The 25776-nt window shown below is 51.3% G+C and carries 17 protein-coding genes and 1 tRNA gene; 5 read left to right on the plus strand and 13 right to left on the minus strand.

Annotated elements, in window-relative coordinates:
- Positions 1-171: 171 nt before the first annotated feature.
- From Q0W37_RS03420 to Q0W37_RS03445, 6 genes are all read right to left on the minus strand, one after another.
- On the minus strand, positions 172-303 hold the full coding sequence (locus Q0W37_RS03420) for a hypothetical protein (protein WP_297698786.1): 132 nt from the start codon (positions 301-303) through the stop codon (positions 172-174).
- Between the two features lie 170 nt (positions 304-473).
- Positions 474-1082 carry a 50S ribosomal protein L25 gene (locus Q0W37_RS03425; protein WP_297698788.1) on the minus strand — a complete coding sequence of 203 codons (609 nt, stop codon included), beginning with the start codon at positions 1080-1082 and terminating at the stop codon, positions 474-476.
- Positions 1083-1121: 39 nt separating this feature from the next.
- Positions 1122-1193 (minus strand) — tRNA-Gln (locus tag Q0W37_RS03430).
- A 48-nt stretch (positions 1194-1241) separates the two neighbouring features.
- The gene (gene ispE / locus Q0W37_RS03435) at positions 1242-2108 is read right to left on the minus strand and encodes a 4-(cytidine 5'-diphospho)-2-C-methyl-D-erythritol kinase (RefSeq protein ID WP_297698790.1); all 867 of its coding nucleotides are present in this window, start codon (positions 2106-2108) and stop codon (positions 1242-1244) included.
- Positions 2109-2134: 26 nt separating this feature from the next.
- Positions 2135-2494, minus strand: a complete 360-nt coding sequence (locus tag Q0W37_RS03440; protein WP_297698969.1) for a PP2C family protein-serine/threonine phosphatase — start codon at positions 2492-2494, stop codon at positions 2135-2137.
- A gap of 113 nt (positions 2495-2607) precedes the next feature.
- Positions 2608-5709, minus strand: coding sequence for a DNA translocase FtsK 4TM domain-containing protein (locus Q0W37_RS03445; protein ID WP_297698792.1), 3102 nt, complete (start codon positions 5707-5709; stop codon positions 2608-2610).
- Between the two features lie 197 nt (positions 5710-5906).
- Here Q0W37_RS03445 and Q0W37_RS03450 point away from each other — a divergent pair, with 197 nt between their 5' ends.
- The gene (locus tag Q0W37_RS03450) at positions 5907-8990 is read left to right on the plus strand and encodes a CHASE2 domain-containing protein (protein ID WP_297698794.1); all 3084 of its coding nucleotides are present in this window, start codon (positions 5907-5909) and stop codon (positions 8988-8990) included.
- 373 nt (positions 8991-9363) lie between these two features.
- On the opposite strand, the gene panC is transcribed toward Q0W37_RS03450, so the two are convergent.
- Genes panC through folK form a run of 3 tightly spaced genes read right to left on the minus strand, consistent with a single transcriptional unit; the run spans position 9364 to position 11376 of the window.
- Positions 9364-10215 (minus strand): pantoate--beta-alanine ligase, encoded by an 852-nt coding sequence (panC, locus tag Q0W37_RS03455; protein WP_297698796.1) that lies wholly within the window; start codon positions 10213-10215, stop codon positions 9364-9366.
- Complete coding sequence (locus Q0W37_RS03460; RefSeq protein ID WP_297698798.1) at positions 10215-10865, minus strand: deoxynucleoside kinase; 651 nt, start codon at positions 10863-10865, stop codon at positions 10215-10217. Before Q0W37_RS03460 ends, panC begins: the two co-directional genes overlap by 1 nt.
- Position 10866: 1 nt before the next feature.
- On the minus strand, positions 10867-11376 hold the full coding sequence (gene folK, locus Q0W37_RS03465) for a 2-amino-4-hydroxy-6-hydroxymethyldihydropteridine diphosphokinase (protein WP_297698971.1): 510 nt from the start codon (positions 11374-11376) through the stop codon (positions 10867-10869).
- 290 nt (positions 11377-11666) lie between these two features.
- Between folK and rho the strand changes: the two genes are divergently transcribed.
- Genes rho through Q0W37_RS03480 form a run of 3 tightly spaced genes read left to right on the plus strand, consistent with a single transcriptional unit; the run spans position 11667 to position 15819 of the window.
- The gene (gene rho, locus Q0W37_RS03470; RefSeq protein WP_297698800.1) at positions 11667-13652 is read left to right on the plus strand and encodes a transcription termination factor Rho; all 1986 of its coding nucleotides are present in this window, start codon (positions 11667-11669) and stop codon (positions 13650-13652) included.
- Positions 13653-13675: 23 nt separating this feature from the next.
- Positions 13676-14482: a pyrroline-5-carboxylate reductase gene (proC, locus tag Q0W37_RS03475; protein WP_297698802.1), complete on the plus strand. Its 807-nt coding sequence runs from the start codon at positions 13676-13678 to the stop codon at positions 14480-14482.
- 8 nt (positions 14483-14490) lie between these two features.
- On the plus strand, positions 14491-15819 hold the full coding sequence (locus tag Q0W37_RS03480; protein ID WP_297698804.1) for a sigma-54-dependent Fis family transcriptional regulator: 1329 nt from the start codon (positions 14491-14493) through the stop codon (positions 15817-15819).
- Positions 15820-15925: 106 nt separating this feature from the next.
- Here the strand turns inward: Q0W37_RS03480 and Q0W37_RS03485 are convergent, their stop codons facing one another.
- From Q0W37_RS03485 to Q0W37_RS03500, 4 genes are all read right to left on the minus strand, one after another.
- Positions 15926-19066: an FISUMP domain-containing protein gene (locus tag Q0W37_RS03485; protein WP_297698805.1), complete on the minus strand. Its 3141-nt coding sequence runs from the start codon at positions 19064-19066 to the stop codon at positions 15926-15928.
- 348 nt (positions 19067-19414) lie between these two features.
- A complete protein-coding gene (gdhA, locus tag Q0W37_RS03490; RefSeq protein ID WP_297698807.1) occupies positions 19415-20764 on the minus strand; it encodes an NADP-specific glutamate dehydrogenase in 1350 nt (449 codons plus the stop codon).
- Between the two features lie 409 nt (positions 20765-21173).
- Positions 21174-21962: an inositol monophosphatase family protein gene (locus Q0W37_RS03495; RefSeq protein ID WP_297698809.1), complete on the minus strand. Its 789-nt coding sequence runs from the start codon at positions 21960-21962 to the stop codon at positions 21174-21176.
- A gap of 69 nt (positions 21963-22031) precedes the next feature.
- A complete protein-coding gene (locus Q0W37_RS03500; protein ID WP_297698811.1) occupies positions 22032-24323 on the minus strand; it encodes a hypothetical protein in 2292 nt (763 codons plus the stop codon).
- Positions 24324-24567: 244 nt separating this feature from the next.
- On the opposite strand from Q0W37_RS03500, the gene metK reads away from it, so the two are divergent.
- Positions 24568-25758 carry a methionine adenosyltransferase gene (gene metK / locus Q0W37_RS03505; RefSeq protein ID WP_297698813.1) on the plus strand — a complete coding sequence of 397 codons (1191 nt, stop codon included), beginning with the start codon at positions 24568-24570 and terminating at the stop codon, positions 25756-25758.
- Positions 25759-25776 lie beyond the last annotated feature (18 nt).

The following is a 25776-nucleotide window of genomic DNA, read 5'->3' on the forward strand; positions in this document are numbered from 1 at the left end:
CGAGAATAAAGAAAAAAAGAATGGTCCCTAAAGAAAAAGACGGTCTATGCGACAAACGTCCCTCGGGAATGGCAATAACCCTGCCCGGGATATATCAAAGACTGCCTATCTGGCAGACAGGCTAGAATATAACAAAAAAATGCTCGGAGATAAGGATTTTACGAAAAAAAATTATTCGTCCAGTTCCTGGTACGCTTCCTTGGCATTGGCGCGCGTCTCGTCATTGTTATTCTCGGGGGTACCTGCACAGGCAACCAACATCAGAACAGCAAACAGGGACATGACTACTTTGGTAAAACTCATAAGGAAACTCCTTCTATTTTTCCCTAAATATATACGAAAAAAAAGTCGATGTCAAGAATTATTCCTTAAATTTCGCATATTCATAAAAAAGACCTGTTTGCAATATTGCAAACAGGCAAATTTTTCTCAATTTTCGTTGCGCACGTATGCGCTACGGAATTTGCTAAAAATTACTTGGCTTCGGCAGCTGCATCAGCGGCAGCGGAATCGTCAGCCTTCTTACCGCTCTTGGCAGTGATCGTGAAGATCACGGTGCGCGGCTGGCAAGCAAGTTCGATACCGTCGGCGAGCTTGAGGTCCTTGGCATAGAAGGTCGTCGGAGCCGGGAAGTCGGAGATGTCCATTTCGAGGACAGCCGGAATCTTGGCCGGTTCAGCGGCGAGCTGGATGTAGCGGTTCTGCTGAGCAAAGGTACCGCCCTGAGTCTTAACGCCAACCGGAAGACCGGAGAGCTTGACCGGAACGCGAACCTTGACCTTGGAAGATTCTTCGATCTTGAGAAAGTCGATGTGTTCGATTTCCTGGGTCAGGGGGTTCTTCTGGTAGTTGTAAATTACGGCAGCGTTGCCGGCCTTGCCATCAATTTCCAGGTCGAGAAGCGTGTAACGCTTACCCGGGGCGAGGACCTTGCGAACATCGATAGCGCTAACGCTGATATTCACAGACTCCTGACCCTTACCATAATAGACGGCCGGAATCTTGCCTTCCTTGCGGAGACGAGCGCAATCGCGGCTCTTGCCTAACACTCTCGAGGTTGCTGCGAGTTTTGTGAGTTCCATAATTTTACTCCAATTAAGTAAATGGTTAAAAAAAATTCATTGGGGTAGCAGGATTCGAACCTACGAATAACGGAATCAAAATCCGTTGTCTTACCACTTGACGATACCCCAATGGTGGCCCAAATATAGCAAATTTATGCAAAATTCAAAGGGTTTGGGCTAAAAACCCTCGAAAAAGCGGGTTACCACCTGATACCTGGAGATAGGTTTCAGTTCTTCGGCAGCCTCTTTCGCCTGCGCGCGTGTTTCGAAGACGCCAAAAACAGATGCTCCCGACCCCGACATCAGGACGGACTTCGCCCCCAGGCGCTTGAACTCGTTTTTCATCTCTTCGACAAGCGGGTGCTTCGGGAAAACCGATTCTTCAAACGCATTGAAAGTATTGGCAAGAGCAAAGTCGATCGATGCGGCCTTGCCCGTGCGCATGCACTTCGCCTTGTAAGTTTCCCAACGGTCCGGACCAGATTTAGGAACGCCAGCGTAGGCATCCTTCGTCGGAACAGAATCAAGCGGAGTCGCCACCAGCAGATACTGTTCGCCACTCAACTGCAAAGGCTTTACAAAAGTGAGCTTTTCGCCAATGCCTTCGGCCATGGCCGTACCGCCCCGTACCAGGAACGGCACATCGGCACCGAGGCGGGCCCCGATTTCTTCGAGCTTTTCAAACTTGAACTTGAGCTTCCACAGCTGGTTCAGCAAGCGCAGCGTCGCAGCCGCATCGGCAGAACCGCCGCCAAGACCGGCACCCAGCGGCATTATCTTTTTAAGGTAGATATCGGCCCCATGAGTTGTCCCCGATTCCTGTTGCAACAGCTTTGCTGCCTTGTAAACCAGGTCGGACTCCAGCGGGTAGTTCTGCGGTTCATTGTAGCAAAGAGTGATGCGACCGTCTTCACGAATTTCGGCGCTTACCGTGTCGCCGGCATCGATAGTCTGAAACAGCGTGCCCAAGTCATGATATCCGTCTTCACGCTTGCGGATGACATCTAAGAATAAATTAACCTTAGCAGGAGCGTATTCTTTCATGGTCCCAAACTTAGCAAAAAAATGTTCTAGTTCACCTTGATAACCATCATTGTAAGGTCATCAAAGGGATCTGTTCCTATTGAAAAGGCTTTCACGTCATCCGTGATTTTCCTCAGGAATTTTTCACCTCCACGAGGTTCGATAGAATTCAATTTATCCAACAGCCTTTTTTCACCATAAAGCTCAGCAAAAGCATTGTGAGCTTCAGGAAGGCCATCGGTATAGAGGAACAGGCAATCCCCACTTTCAAACTGAATTTCAGTTTCTTTATATTGCGTAAAGTCGAACCCAGCAAGAAATGTTCCATGACGTTGTTTCAAGAACTCGAAGTTGCCGTCTTTTTTGGCAAAGCATACGGCATTGTGCCCCGCATTGGTACACTTCAGTTATACGAAATCATATATTTTCTCTCTTTCTCATAACAAAAATAACAACAAAATTTCTCGACACCGTTTTCACGGGTAAGCCTTGAGAAGCAAAAAACGATATTTAAGGAAGCTTACCCGAATTTTCCGGAGCGTTGCATACTCTGGATTTCTTCGATTCCAAGGAGCATGGCGCGGGGTTTGCTGTTGCCCTTGGCAGGGCCACACACGCCGAGGCTGTAAAGTTGGTCCACAATTTTACCGGCTCGGCTGAATCCCACGCTAAAGTGGCGCTGCACTGCAGATGTCGAAAGCCCGCGGCATTCCACCGCCCAGACAGCCACATCGTAAAGCAGCTTGTCAAGCTTGCCCAGGTCCTTTCCGCCACCTTCACCGTCTTCGTCGCCTTCACCGTCGCTGACATCGAAGGATTCCACCTGCGGGTAGAACACATTCTGGTCGGAGCAGGCGTCGGCAAGCTTTTCGGCTTCTTCGTCGCTGAGGAATGCGCCATGAACACGCACCGGTTCGGGGTCGTTCACCGCCTTGTAAAGCATGTCACCGCGGCCCAGGAGCTTTTCGGCGCCGGCATGGTCCATGACCGTGCGGGCGTCAATCTGCGATGCCACCTTGAAGCTGATACGCGTCGGCAAGTTCGCCTTGATGATACCGGTAATCACCTTTACCGACGGGCGCTGCGTGGCAAGCACCAAGTGAATGCCCACGGCACGGGCCTTTGCGGCAAGACGCGCCACGTTCTTTTCGATTTCCTTTCCGGCGACCATCATAAGGTCAGCCATTTCATCGATAATCACCACAATGAACGCCATGCGGTGGCTGCGGTCTTCTTCGGGGACTTCGTCAGGCAATTCGCCCGCTTCGAATTTCGCGTTAAAGCCGCCAATATTACGCACCTTCGCAGACGCCAGGACTTCGGTTCTGCGGTCCATTTCATAGCAGAGCCACTGGAGCGCCTGAATCGCAATTTCGGGCTTGGTAATCACCGGAGCCAGCAGATGCGGAATATTTTCGTACATCTTGAGTTCCACCGCCTTCGGGTCCACCAGGATCATGCGGAGTTCATCAGGAGTCTTACTGAAAAGCATCGAAGCCATGAGGGCGTTGATGCAGACCGACTTACCGGAACCAGTCTGACCGGCAATCAAAAGGTGCGGAGCCTTCGCCAAGTCCATCGTGAACGCTTCGCCGGTAATGTCCTTACCGAGCGCCACCAGAATCTTTTCGGGCGAGGGCTTAAACTTATCGCTCTGGAATACATCAAGGCTATACACCGTCTGGAACTTGCGATTCGGAATTTCGATACCGACGGCCGCCTTCCCCGGAATCGGCGCCAGAATACGCACCGACGAAACGCGGAGCGGAAGCGCCAAGTCTTCTTGCAACGCGGAGAATCGACTCACCTTCATGCCCGGGCCCGGTTCCACTTCAAAACGGGTAATCATCGGGCCCGTTTCGCAGCCGATCACACGACCTTTCACCTTGAAGTTTTCGAGCTTTTCTTCGAGCATCTTGCCGATTGCGTTCAGTTCATCTTCGGAGTAGTCGGCCATCTGCGGTTCGTGTTCTTCTAGAATATCGCTAATGGCAGGCACCTTGTATTCGTCGTAAGCCGTCGTCGGGTCACGCTGCGGAATGGATGCCGCCTTCATTCCCGAAGTCGAGGATCCAGGAGTCACAGTTCCAATCGAGGCACCCAAAGTTTCTTCCGGCATTTCGGGAACATCGCCCACGTCATCGGCACCGTAAACCTCGGGTACAAACGTTTCTTCGTCAGCCGCGCCATCACTTTCCAGCCCTTCGACAGGCTCAGGGACCTTACCAGGTTGGTGAGCTTGCCGAACCACCGTACCGGCAGGGACCTGTTCCGTTCGAGAAAAATCATTAGCAGAGATAGTCGGTTCGCCAGCCATCACTGTACGTTCATCGGCATTCTGCGCCGGAAGCGGCGCCATCGTCCGCTGGGTTACGCCCTTTGCGGCAGGCACCGTTCCCGTCGGCATCGCATTGGCAGATACCGTACGTGCCGACATAGCCCCCGTCATCGGAGAACCTTCGCGGCGAACATCACCCTTCACCTGCATACGACCACGGTGGTCCTTTTCCCAGGCAATCAGGTCGCGGGCTCGCTTGAGTGCCGCAATCTTTTCCTTGACTTCCACGATTTCAAGGGCATTCATCTTGCCACCGTTTAGGCGCAAGTATTCTTCGAGCCTGCGGATTTCCGGGTCGTCATCCAGATTATACTCGCCCGCCACATTTTTCGTGGGTTCAACACGATAAGTCGCTTCCTGCGGTGCATCCACAGATTTTCCCTTAGCAGCAACCGTTTCATTTTCAGGAGCCTCGTCCGGAACTTCAGGAATATCATCGATTCCGTTCAACGAAAATTCATCGTCCAGCCAATTGCTCCGTCCGCTGAAAGGCGTCACCTTGTTCTTACGGCGAATCTTGAAACCATCCGGCTTGATATTCACCGTATTGTCGTCCATGTAAACGCCACGCGGAAGAGCCGCACCAGGCAAATCCATGTTCGTCTGCACTTTAGGCATACGGCGCATATCTACAGGTTCATAGCCATCGTCCTCGGTCGGTTCCTTTTTCTTGAACACCGACTTAAACCAAGAAGTCGTCTGCACCACAAACTTGAAATGCCTCGGCCGAAGTCCAAACGCAAGCACCAAAACAAGAGCCAAAACGGTCAGAAGCGAAATCAGCGGTACAAGGATCGAACTCGGGAAAAAGACCTGGGCGATGTTTTGACTAAAGAACTGCCCCAGGGTTCCGCCCCCCTGAATCAGAGCCTCCTTCGCCACTTTAGTATCACCGTAATTACGCAGCGAGAATAAGAACGAAAATACGATCGACAAAAGCGAAAGTCCAACCGCATAGCGCATAAAGCGACCACGCCTCGAAACGGACACAAGGGTTGCCCCCCACATGACCAAAGCAGAAGACACAATCAGGGAAGCGACTCTTCCAAATACGAACGCCAGCACATCGGGAACCAACTGGCCCAAATAAGGCCCCAGGACGTTTTCACGTTCCCCGCTATAGGCCGAACAAATGCACCCAAGCATCAAGATAAGGCCAAGCCCCACCAGGGCCCATCCCCCTAAAATGGATACAAAACCCTGTTCCGACGGAGAAAAAACGTCTTTTTTAGAAGATTTAGAAGATTTTCCCGCTTTCTTAGAAGATTTCTTTTGAGTAGCCAAAATGCCTCCGCAAGTACCCCCTAAATATAATTATTGTTGCTTTTTTTGTCTTGTCCACTTTTTTATTCCTAAGCACATAACCTATTGACTGTCAAAGACTTAGGCTACCAAAACCGGACTTTTTACATTCAGCGTTCGCACAAATTGTGCGTCCACGATTCACTTAAGGTTTACGACTATTTATTATCTTTCTTTGTATGAAGAACACCAAGTTACCCAAGCGATTAAAGAAGATTCTTGCGGGCTTTACCGCATCGACTATCGTTGTCATTGCGATCCTTATTTTTGGAAGTACACAAAACGACATGACCGGGACTTCCCGCGAAAGTGCGGAATCGCTCGAAAACATTTTTTACGACCTGTTTTTTAAGGGCCGCTCCTTTGTAGACGACCACGACATCGGACTGAGCGACAAGATTACCATTGCCGACGGTTACGACCCAAGCATCCTGATTGTAGATATCGATGAACCTTCGCTAGAAAAATTGGGTCCCTTTAACGAATGGGACCGCGACATTCACGCAAACGTCGTTAAGAACCTGAGTGCCGGTGGCGCATCGGGTATCGGCTTCGATATCATTTTCAAGACTGCCGATTTTGGAAAGAAAAAAGCAGAACAGGTGCTACAGGTTTTGGGCAACATCGCTCCCGAAACCCCCTGGGATTCCACCTATCCGAATATTCTCGCCAGTTTCAACTACGACTCCATGCTCGTGTCCGCCATTCACGAAAGCAACAACACCATCGTCTGCGACATGTTTGGCGAAGCCAAGGCCTATAAGCATGAATCTCAATGGAGAAAATTGAGCGGCGAGGCGCGCGCAAGGGAAATCGGCTTTGGTTCGACCATCAACAGTAACCAGGTCGACCATATCGAAAACATCGAGCCCAAGGACCTTCTGGACAATATCTTCCCCGAACTGGCTCAGGCAGGAGCTGGTGTCGGTACCGTAAACGCATACCCGGACAACGACGGTGTGGTTCGCCGCATCACGATGTTCTACCGATTCCCCAACATGGACCTTCCTGCAACAACCGACTCTTCGCTTGCAGAAGTCAGCAGAATCGACTCCAGCCACATCTACTCCACGATGTCGCTCATGACTGTCTTGCACCTGTTCCACAGGGATCCCAAGGACATCACCATCAAGATGGGCGAATACATCGACATCGGAAAGCCCTTCGGAATTTACAGGGACTCCAGCGGATTTTACCACACCACCTACCCCAATTTCAGCTACCCCATGTTCGTGGCTCTCCGCGAAAAGCTGAAGGAAAAGAAAATCGAAAAAACGGCAAGCAAGAACTTTGTCGACGTCACCAACAAGATTATCGCCATCAAGGACACCCTTGGAAAAGTTTCCTTCGACATTACCGGTCAAGACGACATTCTTGAAGGAAAAATCGTCAAGACAATGATGCGCATCACGGAGGCGACACTCGATTCCGTAGAAGAAGGCTCTCCGCTTAAAATCGGAAAGAACATCACCCTCGAACTCGACGAAGACGAAGATGACGGAAACCATTTCGTAATTAACGGAACCGGCTCCGATGAAGACGAAGAGGAAGGCATTCCTGTTTCAAGAAACATCATCAGGACGCTCCAGTTCTTTGCGGACTCCATCAAGAAAATTCCTGCAGGAAAGTCGGTGCACCTGTCCATGGATATGGACATTCATTACGACAAGGAACACAAGCGTTGGCATTCTAGCCAGGTGATTCTATCCGATGCTGTCATACGCGACATTCAGAATACCAGCGACGACAGAATCAACAACCTAAAACCCGGTGAAGAACTCCGATTCGGCCCCGTCAAGCGCATTCCTATAGACAGCTACGGACGCTACCAGGTCAACTTCAAGGGGCGTTACAACGTCGTCGAATCCAAGCGAACTTTCCAGCACCTTTCCTATAAGGATGTTTCCACAGGTAATGTCGATGCCGGTGTCTACCAGGGAAAAATTTTCATCCTGGGTTCCGCTGCTGCGGCTCTATTCGACTTCGTTCCAGTCCCGAGTGAAGAAAACTACCCCGCCGTTCTCATTCACGCCACCATCATCAAGAACATTCTCGAAGACGACTACATTGTGACCCTGGCCGAAAAATACCAGCGCGTCATCGTCATCATTCTCGCACTGGTCTGCTTGCTTTTGGGCCTTTACTTCAAGAGTTACCTGTCCGTCGCCCTTTCCCTTATCTTGATGGGCATCTACATCGTGGTCGCGTACAAGTATTTCGAAAGCGGACTCTACATCGGCGTATCCAAGCAGTTGCTTGCCATGCTCCTCACCAACATTTCGGCTCTGGTGGTCCAGTTCTATTTCGAAAACAAGGAAAAGAGCTTTATCAACAACGCGTTCAAGCAATACATTTCTCCGGAACTGATCGACGCCATGGTGGACCAGGAAATCATGCCGACCCTGGGTGGCGAAAAATCGAACATCACGGCCTACTTTACCGACATCGCCAGTTTCTCTACGTTCTCCGAAAAAATCGGTGACCCGAGTAAGCTCGTCGAACTTTTGAACGAATACCTTACCGCCATGACCGACACGCTACTCAGCAACAAGGGTACGCTCGACAAGTACGAAGGTGATGCCATTATCGCCTTCTTCGGAGCGCCGATGCCTTTGGAAAACCACGCCCAAAGTGCCTGCGACTCCGCAATCGACATGCAGAACAAACTTTTGCAGCTCCGCAAGAAATGGGCAAGCGAAGGGAACAAGTGGCCCAAAGTCGTCCACGACATGCACATGCGAATCGGTATCAACTCCGGCGACATCGTGACGGGAAACATGGGTTCTACCATGCGAAAGAACTACACCATGATGGGTGATGCCGTGAACCTCGCTGCACGCCTAGAAAGTGCCGCCAAGCAGTACGGTGCCTATATTCAAATTAGCGAGGACACCCAGAAGCACCTGGACGAAGGCCGTTTCATCTACCGTTCGCTCGACACCATCCGCGTGATAGGCAAGAGCCAGCCGGTCAAGACATTCGAATTGCTGGAAAAGACCGGTTGCGAAAACGAGGCTACCCTCACCGAACTCGTCGGCATTTGGGAAAAGGCCCGCTCCTGCTACCTGAATATGGAATGGGACAACGCCAAGGCCCTGTTCGAGCAGTGCCTAGAAATCGAGCCGCATCACCCCGACCGCGACCCCGGCAGCAAGACAACCCCGTCGCACATTTACATCAAGCGCTGCGAAGCGTATAAAATAAACCCGCCAGTGGCACCTGGCGAGGAATGGGACGGCGTATTCACCGCTACAGAAAAATAGTATATGTCATTCTGAGCGAAGAACCGTAGGTTCGAAGTCAAAGAATTTAAAAACAATTAGAGATCCTTCGACACTGTCATTCCACTTCGTGGCTTGACAGGTTCGCCTCGGCAATGCAAGCCCATAAAATGGTCTTTCGCTGCTCTCGGCTCCCAAGTCATTCTCGACCGAAGGGAGGGCGGACAGCACTTGGCAAGTGGACGCCTTTGGCGTCCGCAATTTCGGCTCAACCATGCCAGAATGTAAACATTCTGTCGCGGCGTTCGCCTTATATGCTTTTGTTGCCTTAGTGCACATGGTCCTCGAAGGGGAGAATCCAGTGCTGAATCCCGTCGCTACGCTCCAGGATGACTGCTCAGGAAGACACTTCGTGTCAATTCAACTCGATATTGTCGATGAGTCTTGTCTTTCCGAAGAAGGCGGCCACCAAGATGACAACCTTATCTTCGGGAGCGAGCATTCCGGAGAACTTCTGCAAGTCCTTCTGGTTGACGACTTCCACGAACTGCACGATGCCGCGAGCGGCAAGGATAGACTTCAGCACAATGTCGCGAATCTTGGAGACGCTGCGTTCGCCCGCCTCATAGGCGGCCTTCGCCTGCGTCAAGCCGTCATAAATGCCCAGAGCACGGCTGCGTTCGTCTTCGCTCAGGTATTCGTTGCGGCTCGAAAGGGCAAGACCGGTCTCTTCGCGCACCAGCTTGACGCGATGAATCGTCAAGTCAAAGTTCAAGTCCTTCACCATGCGTTCGATAAGGAATACCTGCTGGTAGTCCTTTTCACCAAAATAGGCATGGTTGCAACCCGAAATCAGGAACAGCTTGGACACCACCGTGAGAACTCCACGGAAATGCCCCGGACGGTAGGCGCCGCAATACATGCATTCGAGAGTTTCGTCGCGCACAAGCGTGAGCGGATCTCCATCGGGGTACATTTCCTGCACACTCGGTGCAAACACATAATCGGCCCCAAGGGACGCCGCGAAATTGGCATCGGCTTCAAGACGTTTCGGGTACTTGTCCAAATCCTCGTTTTTCCCGAACTGGATCGGGTTCAAAAACACACTAACCACCGTAATGTCGCAGTCCTTGACGGACTCCTTAATAAGCGCTCCGTGCCCATCGTGAAGGGCTCCCATGGTCGGTACAAGCCCAATCACCTTGCCTTCCTTGGAAAGCGGTTTGAGAATTTTACGGAGAGATTCAACAGTAGTTACGATTTGCATTATTTACCTTCTGGAACAAAATAAGTCGTCTGTTTCGGGCACGAGGCAATGGCATCCAGCACCAGCTGTAAATGGGCCTCGTTATGAACAAAATCAATATTGTCCGTATTGATAATCAGCACGGGCGCATAAGGGTAATTCCAAAAATGTTGGTCGAAGCGTTCCATGAGTCCGCTCAGGTAAGAACCTTCGATGGTCTTTTCCATGGCACGCCCACGGCCGTGAATGCGTTTTAGAAGTGTCGGCACCGACGCTTGCAGGTAAACAACAAGGTCCGGTCGCGGAACATCGTGATTCAGGGCGCGCGCTACCTGTTCGTACATGGCGTATTCGCTTTCAGACAAGTTCTGCGCTGCAAAAATCTGGTCTTTGTCAAAGGTGTAATCGCTTACCAGCAGGTCGCGGAAAAGGTCGCTTTGAAGGGCGGAATTCTGCAACTGCTTGAGGCGGTCCAGCAAGAAAAACAGCTGAGTCTGGAACGCGTAAGCCTCTTTGTTCTGGTAAAATTTTTCAAGAAACGGGTTCTCGATAAAATTTTCTTCGATAAACATCGCTTTCCAACGTTCGGAGATAATCCGTGCAAGCGAAGTCTTGCCGACTCCGATAGCCCCTTCTATCGCTAAGAAATGGACGCCTTTTTCTTTCAGCATTTCAGGGTTCCTCCGAAGTAATGACGCGGAACGGGATTTTTTCTTCTTTCTGCAAGAGGTCCGAAAGCAATTGTTTGACCTTGACTCCCACCTGCGGATCGTCCCATTCCGGAGCAATATCGTTCAAGGGCACCAGAACAAACTGGCGGTTTACAATTTGCGGATGCGGAAGATTCGGCCTCCCCTGGTGGACTTCCTTTCCAAAATAAAGGAGATCGAGGTCTATTTCACGAGAATTCCAATGTCCGCGGGGTTTTCTGCCCAGTACAAACTCGGCACCTTTCAGATAATGGAGCAAGCGAGTAGACGTTCCCGAATACCAGAAACTCACGACCTGGTTGAAATAGGGCCCCTGACCCGCCGGTCCGACCGGAGGAGTTTCATAGATGGGGCTTTCCAACCATCCGCCCGCCGAAATTTTGCGGAGCATTTCGCGACCCTCGCTCAAATGCTTAGAGCGACTGGGGAGGTTCGATCCCAACGCGACAAAAACTCGTTCTAATGAATCCACGTTGCAAATATAGATATTCAAGGCCGTCTTTTTATGTCAAAAACGTGAATTAGAGGACTCTTGACGCCCAAACAGGGAACATCAAAAGAAAAAATGTTTTTTCAATCAAAAAAACTCTATTTTCTATGACAAATCCACATATTTTAGTTATTTTATTGTCCGTCGTACGAAAAGTGTACGGCTGGCCCATTCCAGTTCATCAAAAAATACCTGCCATTGGGCATTATTCATCTTTACATTAACATTTATATATCACCAACATTGCTGTTTAAATTATATAGGATACCATCGTGGCTCCAATAAAAAAGAATTCCAAAGTTACTCACTTGGCTGACCAGGAATCTACAGGCATGGAAATTCCTGCAGAACTCGATCTTAAATTCGATAACGATACAGAAGAAAAAGCGGCAAAGCCCAAACGCGGAAGGCCTGCTAAGGCAAAATCGGACAAGAAAAGCTCCGCAAAGCACACCGAAAACGAATCCGCACCCGAACAAGAAAACTCTGTCGCACAAGAAAACAGCAACGTTGCAGAACCTGAGTTTCAGGCTCAACCCGAAGAATTCAAGCCCGTAAGTCCGATTCCCGCAGAAAATCCTGTTTCCGTCGAAGGGGCCGAGCAGGTAAATGCAAGCGCAGAAACCGCAAGCGAAAACCCGTCGACTGAAAATGCAGAAAACGCTCAGGGCGAAAATGCTCAGAACGATGGCGGTCAGCAGAAATTCCAGAACCAGCAAAACCGTCGTTTCGACAAGTTCGGCAAGAACAACCGCCGTTTCGACAAGAACAATCGCCAGAACAGGAATTTCCAGCCCGAAGAAGAAGACCCGACTCCGCTCCCGGAACCGGACTCCGAAGCATGGAACAAGGCACGCGAATGTTGGAGCAAGTACCGCAAGATGACCATGAGCGACTTGCAGGAACTCGCCTCCCAAAAGGAAAATCTGGACTTTAGGCGTTACCGCAAGCAGTCTCTTGGCCTTTTATTGCAGAGTCTCGAAAACGAGAACAATATCGTCTATGCGGAAGGCCTTCTTGAAATCACTCCGCAAGGTCACGGATTCCTTCGCAATACGGAATTCAACTACCAGCAGGGCCCGGACGACGTCTACGTGAGCCAGAACCTGATTCGCAAGCTCGGCCTGAAAGTCGGCGACACCGTTGCAGGTCTTGCCCGCCCCCCGCGCGATCAGCAAGACAAGTACTACGCCCTTCGCCGTGTAGACAAGGTTAATTTCGAAGACCCCGAAAAAATCAAGCGCCGCGTGGCATTCGAATACCTGACCCCGATTCACCCGAACGAAAAGATTAAGCTGGAATGGAACTCTGAAGAATTCAGCACCCGCGTCATGGATCTGTTCTCGCCCATCGGAAAAGGCCAGCGCAGTATTATTCTAGCCCCTCCGCGTACCGGTAAGACCATTCTCTTGCAGAACATGGTGCGTGCGATCGCGAAGAACCATCCCGAAATTATCATCATGGTTCTTTTGATTGACGAACGCCCCGAAGAAGTGACCGAAATGCGCGAAATCGTCGGAAAGCTCGTCGAAAACAACCCGAACCTGCGTGCCGAAGTAGTCGCCTCGACCTTCGACGAACCGCCTGACCATCACGCCCGCGTGGCCACCATGGTCCTTGAAAAGGCAAAGCGCCTGGTCGAACAGCAAAAGGACGTCGTGGTGCTCCTCGATTCCATCACCCGATTCGCCCGCGCAAACAACGTTGTCATTCCGCACTCCGGCAAGATTCTTTCGGGCGGCGTGGACGCAAACGCCATGCAGTTCCCCAAGAAATTCTTCGGTGCAGCCCGTAAGATTGCAGACAAACTTGGCGACTTCATGAGAGACTCCAACGGTCAAATCGTCCTCGCCAATACGGGCGACCCCGAAAATCCGACAGAACCCGTACGCGAAATTATCCAGAAAAACGGCTCTCTCACCATTATCGGCACGGCCCTGATTGAAACGGGTAGCCGCATGGACGAAGTGATTTTCGAAGAATTCAAGGGTACCGGCAACATGGAACTGGTCCTTGACCGCCGTCTCGCCGAAAGACGCACCTGGCCCGCCATTGACATCTTCAAGTCCGGCACCCGTAAAGAAGAACGCCTCCTTACGATGCACGAACGCAATGTCATCTGGAATTTCCGCCAGGGAACGCAGAACGACACTGAAAACGGAGTCATGGACAAACTCATCAAGTTCATGAAACAGAACAAGACCAATGCCGATTTGATTGAATTTATGGCAAAGGCCAGGGACAGCGTTAATCGATAAGTTTTTAACAGAAGGTATTGAACATGTCAGAAAAAATCTTTTTCGCAGGCACCGGCAACATGGGAGGAGCAATTCTCCGCGGTCTTTTGAAGGCCGGAACCGACGCATCCACCATTTTCTTCTTTGACCCCTCCGACAAGGCCGCCGCCGAAGTTTCCGCTCTCGGTTGCGTACGCGTAGGTAGCTTTGCAGAAGGCATCAACAAGGCAGACGTCACCTTCCTTTGCGTGAAGCCGCAGATTTTCAAGCTGGTGAGCGCCGAATGGAAAGCCGCTGCAGCCGCCGAAAAGTCCACGAAGACTTTCGTGAGCATTATGGCAGGCGTGACTCGCAAGGCCCTTATCGAAGTCCTGGGCGAAAAGAACCAGATTCTCCGCGTAATGCCGAACTTGCCGCTTACAGTCGGCAAGGGTTCCGTGGGACTTGCCACTGACGGCGTCACCGAAGAAACCCTCGCCATTGCCGAACGTATTTTCGGAAACATCGGCGTCACCTGCCGCGTGGCCGAATCGCTGATGGATGCGGTCACCGGACTTTCGGGCAGCGCTCCCGCCTACGTTTTCGAATTCATCGAAGGCCTTACCCGCGGTGGCGTGAAGGCTGGCCTTACCCGCGATGTCGCTCTCAAGCTCGCCCTTGGCACCATCGAAGGTAGCGTCGAACTCGTGAAGCAGTCCGGCAAGAGCCCCAGCGACCTCTGCGCCATGGTCTGCTCGCCTGCAGGCACCACCATCGCGGGCATCAACGCCCTCGAAGAAGGCGCCTTCCGCAGCACGCTCATCAAGGCAGTCGTTGCCGGCACCGATCGCAGCAAGGAACTGGGAAAGTAAGCCCCTAAATGGCGACCTTCAATCTATTCGCGAAAGATAATGCAACGTCCTCTTTTATACAGGACGTTCTTTCGTCGGTGGATTACCAGGTCGATATTTTCCGCGACATTCCCTCGGCAGACGCTATTCCGCAAGTGCCTCTTGTTATTTGGGATCTGGATTCATTCCCCAAGCAAAGCCTACAGATGCTTCGGCTTTTTCGGGAAAAGTCTCCGGATACCCTGATTCTTGCATACGCGGAAAGTCCCGAACAGCTCAGTGGAATTTCGAACAAGCTTTACGACAGTTTTCTTTCGGTGGAATCTTTAAAGCTCCACCTGATGTCGCAAATTGCAAAGCTGAAAGAAATCCGCACGGCGCGTCAAATTTTTAACGAGCGCATGAGCCACCTGGTCGGGAAAAGCCCTGCCATGCAACAGCTCCGAAAAACAGTCCAGCGGGCCATTGTGCATACCGGCCCCGTACTTATTCAAGGGGAAACCGGCGTCGGCAAGGAACTGATCGCCCGAGCAGTCGGCTGCATGTACGAAAAGTTCATCACCGTAAACTGTAGCGCCATTCCCGAAAACCTGTTCGAAAGCGAACTTTTTGGACACACCCGTGGAGCATTCACGGGGGCTCAAAATGAACGCATCGGTCTTTTTGAGGCAGCCGACGGCGGAGCCATTTTCCTCGACGAAATTGGAGATATGCCGCTACACGCCCAGGTCAAACTGCTGAGAGTCCTGCAGAACAAGGAAATCCGCCCAATCGGTTCCAACAAGACTAAGCATATCGATGTACGCATTATCGCGGCCACCAACAGGGATCTGCTGCAGGAAATCGCCGAAAAACGGTTCCGAGAAGACCTCTATTACCGCCTCAACGTGATTCCGATGCAGCTTTCGCCCCTCCGTGACCGTAAAGAAGACATCGAAGACCTAGCGAATTATTTTATTCACACCTACCAGGGAACCGGCGAACACTATACGCTTTCTAAGGACGCGCTCCGTAAGCTACAGGAATACGACTGGCCCGGCAACATTCGCGAACTCGAAAACGTCATTCAGCGGGCCCTCTGCTTTACAAGCGCCGGAATCCTTCAGCCCGAAGACATTCAAATCAGCGGAATCGCCCCCTCCCCTAACACAAGCGCCGCCCACGCCGCCCCCTCTGCAATTCACGACGATTATGAAAGTTTCCGCCACAAGCAATTAGAGCAGGAACGCGACTTTCTTGTCGAAAAAATCCGCAAATGCAACGGATCTGTACGCCATGCCGCCGAAGAACTCGGAATGTTACGCACCGCCCTATACAACCGCCTAAACCACCTCGGCGTGAACATCAAGGAGATTTAAGGGGCGCCCTTTGCAAAACGTTTAAAGCCTTGTCCGTGTGGACAAGGCTGATTTTTATTTAAAGGCGTTTTTACCTAATGGGAGTCGCCCTTTTGCAGGATAATGACTAGGGTGCTACGGGGTCGTCTTGAAAGCAACGAACGGAGAAGCCTATGCTCTTATACATCTCCCAAGAAAGGTCATATTTATACCAATTGTCTAATTTTGCATAGTTAGCATCCAAATACCAGCTATAAGCGAATTCGCCATCTTTCTCCGTTGCACTCCAGAAAAGGACATAAAAGCCAACATGCATAGATCCGTAGTTATCGTCACGGCCAACAGGGAGTGCAGAGAAGCCGCTTTCATTCGTCGCATTCATCCATTCTACATTGCCAAGCGCCTGCTGCGCAGCATAGTCAACATCGGAGAACAGATTGTCCCATTCACTGCCCATCGGGATATGCCAACCATCAGGACAGATTCCCTGGTGAGGAGTCTTGATTGACCCTGTAGGCACTGAGGCCTTCTGCCACTTGGAGTCTATATCCATAGCTGCAGTCCAGGTGTAGTAGCGGCCACCCTTCAGACAGTTTGTGGTATCATTATTATAGCACCAGTTGTTGCCTATCAGGTAACTATGCGCCCCTTCATCGGCATAGTTCAAGTTTTCTGCCATCACGGTCATACCGTTAATCGTCACAGTCTTGTAAATGCGTCCATCACGTTTATCTTTTAGCGTTCCGTAATCGACTTTGGGATTGAAATAATTTCTGACACCTACATCAAAGTCGTAAACATTTACATTTCTAAAACCATTATTTTCACAAATACGGGTCGAATCATCGTTAAAGGTTCCATTCATCGCTACAGTACAGGCCATACCTTCCTGTTCTTCATTTGTGGTCGCCTCACGCCACACACCGGCATCACACACAAAGTACGTCTTAGTATCGACAATGCCAGTCATCATCTTGCCTTCCTTATCGCAGTCGTAACCCACGGTGTTATAGGCAACCTTGTCGACCATCAATGTCCAAACGTGGTTCGATGCGCAACTGTAATAACGTTTGTCGTAACTCGACTGTCCCATTTCGCCGGTGCGGTTCGTGGTGCAGCCCATCAGTTTGAGTTTCACATCATTGTCGCTGGCATCTCGCCACTGGTTCTCGGCAAGGTCAAACACATAGTAGGCATCGGTGCTATCACCTTTCTGGACATCGCCGTCGCTGCCAGGCACCCAGCCCTGTGTATCCACGATATAAGCTGTGGTGCGAACCCATTCGCGGTCTTCGCACTTGTACCAGTAGCCATTCACGAAGCCCGTATTCTTGTTTTTATTCGCGGCCACACTCTCAATGCAGCCTCCCAATTTCTGTTCTACAACGGAGGCGTCACGCCATTCCTTGGAAACAGCGTCGTACAAGTAGTACTTCGTTTCCGTTACGGAGCCGACCTTCACAGCACCATCTTTCCCCGCTTTCCACTGGTACGTATCCTTTTCAAAATCGTTTGCAATCACCCAGCGCATATCGCCCAGGCCATCGACAGCCTTGCAGATGTAACGCGTCTTAGAGCCTTTGCGTTTGCCAGCCGTCGCAGCCTTGACCGTTCCCGCCATTTTTGCATTGCAGCTATCGAGGCCATATTCGGTTGTCCAGAAATGACGTATGTATTGTTCAAAATTCGGAACCATCGCAGAAAGGCCCCAAGCGGCTACGTTGTGGCGTATCGTTGCAAGGCTGCCCGAAGAATCCGCATCGGCACTCCAGTCCGCAATATCCATACGCGTCTTCGCATCGTCCCACGTACCGTCCTTTTCCATGTCCGTCGAAATCTTCGTCAGCAGTTCCGTAAGTTGAGCCACGGAGCGGTCGCCCTGGAACATAATCGAGAACGCAAGCAAAGCGCCATCTTCATCGCTAGAGCCCGCAATGCTCAGTCGTTCGGAATTACTGAAGCCCGTCGCATCGATGTCCAACAAACCGAAAATTTCCTTCTGCGCCTGTTCCTTCGCTTGCCTAACAGTCATTTTTTCGTGAACCACCAGGTAGATAACACGTTCGTATTCCAGATGTGTGAGCAGATTGATGTTCACGACATTGCCGAGCAGCACGTTCGTCACGCCGAACAAGGTCAGTGGAGATTTCGATTCTTCGCCGGTCACTTCGTTGCGGTAGTAACCCGTGGCCTCCAGCATCATGTACTGACTCACCATCATACGCGAGGGAATCCTGAATTCACCCTTGTCGTTTAGAATTTTTCCATCGAAGTTATTACCGGTCTGTGCCAGGGTACGGCCGCTTTCAAGCTCCTTCACCTGCACCTTGGAACCCGAAAGGAAAGGTCCCTTCTGCGACACACCTGAAATGGAATCAAGCGAAACAGAAACCTTTTCAGAGTCAAGTTCAACGGTGTCAACGACTCCACCGCTCCCCGAGCCGATATCTATTGTTGTCGATTTATCACCGCAGGTAATCGTAACCTTTGTACCCTTCTGGGCTAAAGTACAGCCAGTACCATCTTTTCCATTGGTTCCATTCGTTCCGTTAGTTCCGTTCTTACCATCTCTGCCGGCTGCACCAGGGTCGCCCTTTTCGCCGGTATCACCTTTTTCACCTTGAATTCCTTGTTCACCATCGGCACCATCTTTACCGGCAACACCCTGTTCACCCTTAGCGCCATTCAGCACCACTCCGACGCTATCGCCGTTACAAATAATCTTGAGTCCGCTCTTATCCTTGAGTTCCTTGGTGGTACAACTGAAGTTTCCTCCATCCAAGTAAACCGTATCGCCAGCCATGAACACTGTATCTTTCGCGGATTCCTTCGTGGCAAACCACTTGCCGTCTACGCAGATTCTTGCGGACGGCTCCCCCTTCACATAAGCCTGTTCACCCTGGTTGTTCTTGGTGCATTTAGGGAGGTCCTTGACAGACTCGACAATTTCAGTGCCGCCGGTCGCCACTTCCACGATTTTTTCGGTGGTGGTATTTTCGCCGCAAGCCGTGAACAAGACGAGAGACAAAGCAACAAGAAATGCACTGGATCCCGTCAGGGCTTTGCCCTTCCAGGATGACGTGGCTAGAGATCCTTCGACGCGCTTCGCTTGCACTTCGGCAGGCCCAGTGTACCACTCAGGATGACATTTTTGTGTGGATTTCATCATGGCAAAACGGCCCTTCGGCAGGCTCAGGGACCTTAATTGTATGGATCCGATCGCCTTGCGGCTCCAGGATGACTTGGTGGAGAATAAACTCTTTTTCATAGGAAACACCTTTTTTCACCTACAATTTAAATTATTACAGCAAAAGATATTCAGCAAGAAAGGGAGATTCCCAGTCATCCTCTTATGAAAAAAGCCTCCGGCTTATGACCGGAGACTTTTTAGATTCCCGCCTTCGCGGGGATGACACTTTTGCGAGTGTTTTTTAGTAGCATTTGGAAAAGGAGGGTCTGTGAGCGAAAAACGCCTGGTATTAACCAGGCGTGTTCGCGAGAGAATCCGCCAGCCTGCGCATTTCATCCAGATTCTAGCGGATTCGGTCGTACATTTCGGAGGGCGAAGCCTTCCCTAGTCTAAAAGCGAGGACTTACGTTAAGTAAGCCCGAGCAATTAAACAGCGCCCTGCCACTTCATGGCATCGGCAACCTTGAGGAAGCCGGCGATGTTTGCACCCATGACGAGGTTGCCCTTCTGGCCGTACTTGACAGCGGCAGAGGAAGCAGCGGCGTAGATGCTCTTCATGATGCCTTCGAGCTTCTTGTCCACTTCTTCGAAGGTCCAGGAGAGACGTTCGGAGTTCTGAGACATTTCGAGACCGGAGGTAGCAACGCCACCAGCGTTAGCAGCCTTGGCAGGTCCAAAGAGAACGCCAGCCTTCTGGAAGGCTTCGATAGCTTCCGGAGTAGACGGCATGTTAGCACCTTCGGCAACGGCCTTCACGCCGTTAGCGATAAGGGCCTTGGCACCTTCGAGGTCGAGTTCGTTCTGAGTTGCGCACGGAAGAGCGATGTCGCACTTGACCGTCCAAACGCCCTTAGAACCTTCGTGGTATTCAGAACCCGGAACGAGCTTGGCGTATTCGCTGATACGAGCGCGCTTGTTGTTCTTGAGGTCGAGAACGATGTCGAGGTTGATGCCGTTCGGGTCGTAGATGTAGCCGTTGGAGTCGGACATGGTAACAACCTTGCCACCGAGCTGAGTTGCCTTCTGGCAAGCGAACTGAGCAACGTTACCGGAACCGGAAATCACGACGGTCTTGCCCTCGAAGGAGTCGTTAGCGAGGTCCTTGAGCATTTCGCGAGTGAAGTAGCAGAGGCCGTAACCGGTAGCTTCGGTACGAGCGAGAGAACCACCGTAGGAGAGGCCCTTACCGGTGAGAACGCCCACAAATTCGTTGCGGATGCGCTTGTACTGACCGAACATGTAACCGATTTCGCGAGCGCCAGTACCCTGGTCACCAGCCGGAACGTCCGTGTCGGCACCGACGTGCTTGCAGAGTTCAGTCATGAAGGACTGGCAGAAACGCATCACTTCGTTGTCGCTCTTGCCCTTGGGGTCGAAGTCGGAACCACCCTTGCCGCCGCCCATGGGGAGCGTGGTCAAGCTGTTCTTGAAGATCTGTTCGAAGCCGAGGAACTTCAGCATGGAAAGCGTCACTTCGTTACGGAGACGGATACCGCCCTTGTACGGGCCGATAGCGGAGTTGAACTGCACGCGGTAGCCACGGTTCACCTGAACGTTACCCTTGTCATCGAGCCAAGGTACGCGGAAAGTGATCACGCGTTCCGGTTCGACGAGGCGGTCGATCACGCCGTTGGTTTCCCAGGACTTGTCCTGTTCGAGGACGGGGTCGAGGGATTCGAGGAATTCGCGGACAGCCTGGTGGAAGAGGGCCTGGTCCGGATCACGGGCGACGACCTTTTCATAAACCTTCTGAAGGTAAGCATTCTTGATTGCCATTTTTTATATCTCCGTTGAGAGTTTTGATTGTTAATGTTTTTTTCAACGTCTGTAAAGATAGCAAAGGGTTTAGAAAAAAAGTGAAAAAGGGGTAAAAAACTTCAAAAACCTACATTTTTGTAAGTTAGTATTTTAAAAGTTTTTAAAATTGCCTTTTTTCGATAAATTTAGGGGCTAAGCGCAGCAAAAACCTACATTTTTGTAAGTTTCAGGAAATTACCACAAAAAGTAAAATTCTTTTTACCATTTAACTAAAGATCCCCGGTCAAGCCGGGGATGACAAAAGAGGATCGTGGGGATAACAAGGAGGTGTATCAAGGACGAGAAAAGGGATAAACGGATTTGACAAAAATACCCCTGGAACGACAGGGGCGTGAACGTAAGGATGAAAAGGGGATGGTTCGGGTGGTTATTCCACTGTCTTGATGAGCGTCTCGTGGAGAATCCCGTTCGAGAAAATCACCTGTTCAGCGTCCACGAACTGCATCGGAGTTCCGTCAATATGCGTCGACTTTCCGCCAGCCTCTTCGACCAAAAGCGAAATCGCCGCAATATCCCAAGGGTAGCTCATTGTCATCACAAAACAGTCGATGCGGCCGCAGGCCGTAAAGCAGCCCTCGATGACCGCCGAACCAAGGCACTTCACGCGTTCAAAGGTTTCCGCCTCGCGGGCAAAGTTCTTCGAGTTCTGCACATTGATCTTTTCAGCGACACCCACGTTAAAGTCACCGTTGCTTACAATGGCATGCACCGGGTCCGATTCATCGCTCACGTGAATGGGCTTACCGTTCATGAACGCTCCCCCGCCCTTCACCGCGGTAAAGAGTTCGCCGAGTTTCGGCAAATTCACAACCGCCACAAGCGGCTTGCCTTCAAAAAAAAGCGCAATCGAAATGCCCCACAAGGGAATTCCGCGGCTGAAATTCACCGTACCGTCCACCGGGTCAATAATCCAGCGGTATCGCGGATCCGAGCCTTCGATAACGCCAGCCTCTTCGGTGCGGATGGAGTGTTCGGGGAAAGCCTTGCGAAGCCCCTCTACAATCAGCTTTTCACTCGCATAGTCTGCGCGAGTCACCACGTCTTTCTTGGACTTGTACTTGACATCGCCCAAATTCTGTTGGATTTCAAGACAAAGAGCCCCCGCTTCTTTCGCGAGAGTTTCAGCCACAGAGAGAAAATCTTGAGTAGTAGACATAATGTTACTAGAGATCCTTCACTTCATCACTTCGTGATTTCGTTCAGGATGACACAGCGTGTCATTTAATTATTCATTCTTATACGCGCAGCAGCGGAAGCCGATTATCGGAGACCTGTAGAAGTTCGCCGCCCCCCGGTACGAAACCCTTTCGCCCGTCAGGAAAACAACTTCGACATGGTCCGGCACATATTTCATGCCGTTCGCCAATTCTTCTAGCCACTTTTCGCCGCCCTTCTTGTATTCAGAATAGAGCGCATAGTCCGTCCCGACGGAATTACCGTTCGAATCCTGCACATCAAAGAACTGCAGCGAATCCTTGAAATCCTTTTTCGTCAGCACCATGAAAAGCGTCTTCGACGTATCCGCCTTAAATACGGTATCAACCTTCGTTCCTTCGCGGTACAGGTAAACAGAATCTGTCGTATAAGCGAGGCGCGTAAAAATGGGGAAACTGCGGTTTGTGCAACGAGCCTGGGTTTCACGGTCAATGCCACCCATCGTCTTGTAGCTTCCGCCCTTGACAACCGCAATCGTATCTTCGGAGCGGCCATTCACCCACTCCTGGAACTGCCCCGGCATGTCGCGTACGCCCATCGGGTTCATGCAGCGGGAATTTCGCTTAACCACATCACTTGCTGTCAGGGAATCGTTTGTCGCAACGTTACAATCCTTTATCAAGAAATCCGACAGGTAATCGGGCGAATCCGAAACATCTTCTTGAATCACGCCATAGGTAAGCGTTCCACCGGAAAGGCAGACCAGTTCCCAATCACGCTCGTTGCAGAGCCCCACCTTGAAACCGTCTGCCGAAATGCCTTCGCAAATCGCCTCCGCCTCGGAATGCCGCACATTCGTCACAAAGGCACCCGAATCATCCTGGTGTTCCAGGCGTTCCATACAGAAAACATTCGAGTCAGACGCCTTTACCGGCACAAAGCCTTCCGGACATTCGATTTCTTTTGCAAGCGCACCCGGCGACACGGCAATGGTATCGACTAGCGCCACCGAATAGTAACCCGATTCGTCAATCGAGCGGATTCGTAGTATCAGCGTATCTCCCGGAGCCACCCAACGGATGGTATCGGTCACAAAGGTTCCCTTCGACGCGACCTTCATTGTGTCTTTTGAAATTTTGTACAACTTGGTATAGCGGTCCAGAGAATCCGGTTGACGGTATACGACCCATTCCTTGGTGTTGCGGTCCAGGTATTCAATTTTATAGCGACTGACCTTGCCGTAGCACACCCTGGAAAGACAGGTATCGGGGATACTCAGCACGGAATCCACCTTGATTCCATGGTCTACCTGGTAGGGGTCTACGCTCTGGCTCCAGAAAAAGCGCAGGCGGTTATTACTATCGAGCCTAGCCGTTCCCGGGAACAAGGTATCTTCAAGCGTAAAAATCTTGGTGGGCATCAAGGGAGCGATCGAATCGGTCGTATTAAAGGTCAGCCAGCCCTTTTCACGGTCATAGCGTTCGGTGCCCGAATCGTTTCCGCTAGAATCCCAAGACGAATAACCAATCCGGTATTCACTTTCCGGCTTAAGCCCTTCGATGGTCAGGCGGAAAAAGTTGGAATCCGGATCCTCGTTATAACCCTTGCCGTCCAAGATTACGAAACGAAGCTCATTTTTTGCGATATGGGATTCAGAGCCCACCCACAGGGAATCTTCAATGGCGTAAATTCGCGCATTGCGCTCGTAAAGCGTTTCGCCAGTCGAATCGATTCCCTCCGGGGTTTCAACCCGAATTTTCAACTTTCGCAAATCTTCGGAAGATTCTTTCGTATAAACAATAATGTTGTACCCCACAATGGGGCCAGAAAGTTCGCTCGGCTTGTAAAAATCGGTCTGGTCCGTAGGGCGCGTCCACGTAATAAGGGCACCCGTCGTCCAGGTGGAATCGTCCATGTTCAATTCCGACGGAGCGATGTCATCACGCAAGCGCAAATAAGTCCGTCTGACCGAGCCTTCGTGTCCACTCGCATAGTCGCAGTAGAGCGAAATCAACAGGCTGTCTCGGTTCGCCTCGACATGCTCCTGAATGTAGGGAGTCAGGTCAATCGTGTCGAATTGTGCTTCTAATTCCGAAGAGAACTTGAAGACCGCCGTCGCCTTTTCAAGATCCTCGTCATCGACAGACGAAGTGGAGTCCGTCACGACGGAATCGCCCACCCACAAATAAATTTGCTTTAGGTCCAGGGTGTCATAGGGAAAGCGGAAACGCACCATGTAGCAGACGGCACCGCTATCGGCATCATCTGCACACTGCCGAATGATCGAGATATCCGAAATTTCACGACCGAAAGCATACTCGACATCACTATCATCGTCGGAACAGGCGGAAAAGACAGCCAAGACAAAAGCCGTCAACGCTAGGAAAACCAGACGAAATGGAGAAAACTTATGCATCGGCTACAAAATAGCAAAAAATGATCCACCACATCACCATTTTTATATAAATTCGCCTATTCGGAGTTGTCAAAGTCTATGCATTTTTGTAGATTTATGCATAGAAAACATATAACCCCGTTTTTTCAGCGCTTGGGATTGCTCAAAAATGCGACATTCTTTTCGGTGCTGGAAACACCTAGGAGCCAAAATGGCACATTATCTCTTTACTTCTGAATCGGTGTCCAAGGGACATCCGGACAAAGTCTGCGACCAGATTTCCGACGCTATCCTCGACGCCTGCCTCGCCCAAGACCCGAACAGCCGCGTGGCCTGCGAAACGCTCGTGAACACGGGCCTCGTCGTGGTTTCCGGCGAAATCACCACCAAGGCAGTCATCGACTACCAGCAGATCGCCCGCAAGACCATCAAGGGCATCGGCTACGTGAATCCGGAACTCGCTTTTGACTACAAGGGCTGCTCCGTGCTCGTCGCTATGGACAAGCAGTCCCCCGACATTGCCCAGGGCGTGGACGCCAAGGCCGCCGACGGTAAGGAAGATGACAAGCAGGGTGCCGGTGACCAGGGCATGATGTTCGGTTACGCCGTCAAGGAAACCAAGGAACTGATGCCGCTCCCGATCAGCCTCGCCCACAAGCTCATGGAAGAAATCCAGAACCTCCGCGAAAAGGGCAAGATCAAGTGGCTCCGCCCGGACGCCAAGTCCCAGGTGACTGTTGAATATGACGAAAACGACAAGCCGGTCCGCGTGGACACTGTGGTGATTTCTACCCAGCACGACGAATTCGTGAGCGGCAAGGAACTCAAGCACGCCACGATCGAAAAGGAAATCATCGAAAAGCTCATCAAGAAGGTGATTCCGGCAAAGCTTTTGGACAAGAAGACCCGTTACCTCGTGAACCCGACCGGCAAGTTCGTGGTCGGTGGCCCGCACGGTGACTGTGGCCTTACCGGTCGTAAGATTATCGTGGACACCTACGGTGGCATGGGTCGTCACGGTGGTGGCGCATTCAGCGGCAAGGATCCGTCCAAGGTGGACCGTAGTGCCGCCTACGCCGCTCGTTACGTGGCAAAGAACATCGTGGCTGCAGACCTCGCCTACCGTTGCGAAGTGCAGCTCGCCTACGCCATCGGTTACTCCAAGCCGGTGTCCGTTCTCGTGAACACCTTCGGCACGGGCAAGATTGACGACCACAAGATCGAAGAAATCGTGAAGAAGACCTTCGACCTCTCTCCGGCCGGCATCGTCAAGATGCTCGACCTGAAGAAGCCGGGTTACCAGGCTACCGCCGCCCTCGGTCACTTTGGCCGCACCGGCGCTCGCTTCACCTGGGAGAAAACGGATAAAGCCGCTACCCTGAAGAAACTCGCAAAGGTGTAAGCGACCGCTCGCGAAAGC

It is taken from the genome of uncultured Fibrobacter sp., from assembly GCF_947166265.1.
Taxonomy (GTDB): Bacteria; Fibrobacterota; Fibrobacteria; order Fibrobacterales; family Fibrobacteraceae; genus Fibrobacter.

Excerpts from the sequence above, each read along its gene's own strand:
- proC (WP_297698802.1), top strand. The coding sequence starts at position 13,676 with ATGTCAGAAAAAATCTTTTTCGCAGGCACCGGCAACATGGGAGGAGCA.
- Q0W37_RS03480 (WP_297698804.1), top strand. The coding sequence starts at position 14,491 with ATGGCGACCTTCAATCTATTCGCGAAAGATAATGCAACGTCCTCTTTT.
- gdhA (WP_297698807.1), bottom strand. The coding sequence starts at position 20,764 with ATGGCAATCAAGAATGCTTACCTTCAGAAGGTTTATGAAAAGGTCGTC.
- Q0W37_RS03425 (WP_297698788.1), bottom strand. The coding sequence starts at position 1,082 with ATGGAACTCACAAAACTCGCAGCAACCTCGAGAGTGTTAGGCAAGAGC.
- metK (WP_297698813.1), top strand. The coding sequence starts at position 24,568 with ATGGCACATTATCTCTTTACTTCTGAATCGGTGTCCAAGGGACATCCG.
- Q0W37_RS03450 (WP_297698794.1), top strand. The coding sequence starts at position 5,907 with ATGAAGAACACCAAGTTACCCAAGCGATTAAAGAAGATTCTTGCGGGC.
- Q0W37_RS03495 (WP_297698809.1), bottom strand. The coding sequence starts at position 21,962 with ATGTCTACTACTCAAGATTTTCTCTCTGTGGCTGAAACTCTCGCGAAA.
- Q0W37_RS03485 (WP_297698805.1), bottom strand. The coding sequence starts at position 19,066 with ATGAAAAAGAGTTTATTCTCCACCAAGTCATCCTGGAGCCGCAAGGCG.
- Q0W37_RS03460 (WP_297698798.1), bottom strand. The coding sequence starts at position 10,865 with ATGCTGAAAGAAAAAGGCGTCCATTTCTTAGCGATAGAAGGGGCTATC.
- panC (WP_297698796.1), bottom strand. The coding sequence starts at position 10,215 with ATGCAAATCGTAACTACTGTTGAATCTCTCCGTAAAATTCTCAAACCG.
- Q0W37_RS03420 (WP_297698786.1), bottom strand. The coding sequence starts at position 303 with ATGAGTTTTACCAAAGTAGTCATGTCCCTGTTTGCTGTTCTGATGTTG.
- ispE (WP_297698790.1), bottom strand. The coding sequence starts at position 2,108 with ATGAAAGAATACGCTCCTGCTAAGGTTAATTTATTCTTAGATGTCATC.